This window comes from Pseudarthrobacter sp. CC12, from assembly GCF_039907755.1.
GTDB classification, from domain to species: Bacteria; Actinomycetota; Actinomycetes; order Actinomycetales; family Micrococcaceae; genus Arthrobacter; species Arthrobacter niigatensis.
This window is the reverse complement of record NZ_JARDJH010000090.1, coordinates 1-1,104: the sequence shown is the minus strand read 5'-3', so window position 1 is coordinate 1,104 and position 1,104 is coordinate 1. Positions and strand designations below refer to the sequence as shown.

The following is a 1,104-nucleotide window of genomic DNA, read 5'->3' as shown; positions in this document are numbered from 1 at the left end:
CTAGGTGTTTTGGATGTTGTCTTTGGCGTCTGTGGCGCGGTCTTTGACGTCGGTGGCGGCGTTTTGGCCTTCGGTTTTGACGTTGTAGGCGGCGTCGGTGGCGGTGGCTTTGACGTTGTCCATGGCTTCCTGGGCGGGTTCCTTGAGGTCCTGGGCCATGGTTTTGGCGGCGTCGGTGACCTGGGTTGCCAGGGGCTGGGCGGCGGTTTTGAGTTGGTCCGCGGCTTCGCGTTCTTTCTCGCTGGCGGGGATCAGGGAGGAGATGAGCATGCCGGCGCCGAACGCGATGAGCCCGGCGGCCAGGGGGTTCCCGGCGGTTTTGGCTTTGACCTGGTCCGGGGCGTTGGAGACGGCCTGGCCGGCGTCGGAGAGTTTCGCGGAGACCGCGTCTCCTGCCTGGTGGAGGTTGTCCCCGGCGGTGTGCATGGCGTTGGTGGTGTGTCCGGTCCCGGTGGCGGTGGTGTCGTGGACCTTGGTGGTGGCGTGGTCTGCTGCGCCCATGATTTTCTCCTTCACCCCGGTCACGGCGTCGCGGACCTTGTCGGTTTGGCGGTGGACGATGTTGGACGGGGTGACTTTGTCGGCCACGGCGTCGACGTTGGTGCCCAGGCGGGCCCGGGTGGCTTCTATGTCTGCGCGGATGGCATCGGGGTTTTCGCTCATCGGTTTACCTCACCTGGTTTTAGGGTTGGGGGTATTTCTGCGAGGGTTTCCCCGGTTTGGGGCAGGCCCTTGATCTGTTTGAGTTCCTTCCGGCCGATGGAGGCCAGGACGGCGGCGATGATGGCCCAGAGCACGGCGACGATCAGCGCCGCCCAGCCCAGGGCCATGACGGCGCCGAGGGCGAACATCAGGGCCAGGGAGAGGAAGACCAGGACGAAGTGGCCGCCCACGCCGGCGCCGGCGAGCATGCCGGCGCCTTTGCCCGCGCGGGAGGTGGATTGTTTGAGTTCGGCCTTGGCCAGTTCCACTTCCTGGCGCATCAGGGTGGACAGGTCACGGGTCACGTCCCCGAGGAGTTCACCGATCGAGGCGTTATCCGCTTTCACATGCGCCGCGCTGGGCGGCGGCTCCGGTATCTGGCTGCTCATCACAAACCACCCG

The 1,104-nt window shown here is 65.8% G+C and carries 2 protein-coding genes; both read right to left on the bottom strand.

The genetic code is table 11. The features are described from left to right. Entirely contained in the window at nt 1-663 is a 663-nt protein-coding gene (locus tag PV772_RS22975; RefSeq protein ID WP_347887700.1) for a DUF3618 domain-containing protein, read from the bottom strand. Next, nucleotides 660-1,091 (bottom strand): phage holin family protein, encoded by a 432-nt coding sequence (locus PV772_RS22970; protein ID WP_141158388.1) that lies wholly within the window; start codon nt 1,089-1,091, stop codon nt 660-662. Before PV772_RS22970 ends, PV772_RS22975 begins: the two co-directional genes overlap by 4 nt. Nucleotides 1,092-1,104 lie beyond the last annotated feature (13 nt).

Coding starts and splice junctions, on each gene's coding strand:
- PV772_RS22975 (WP_347887700.1), bottom strand. CDS start 663: ATGAGCGAAAACCCCGATGCCATCCGCGCAGACATAGAAGCCACCCGG.
- PV772_RS22970 (WP_141158388.1), bottom strand. CDS start 1,091: ATGAGCAGCCAGATACCGGAGCCGCCGCCCAGCGCGGCGCATGTGAAA.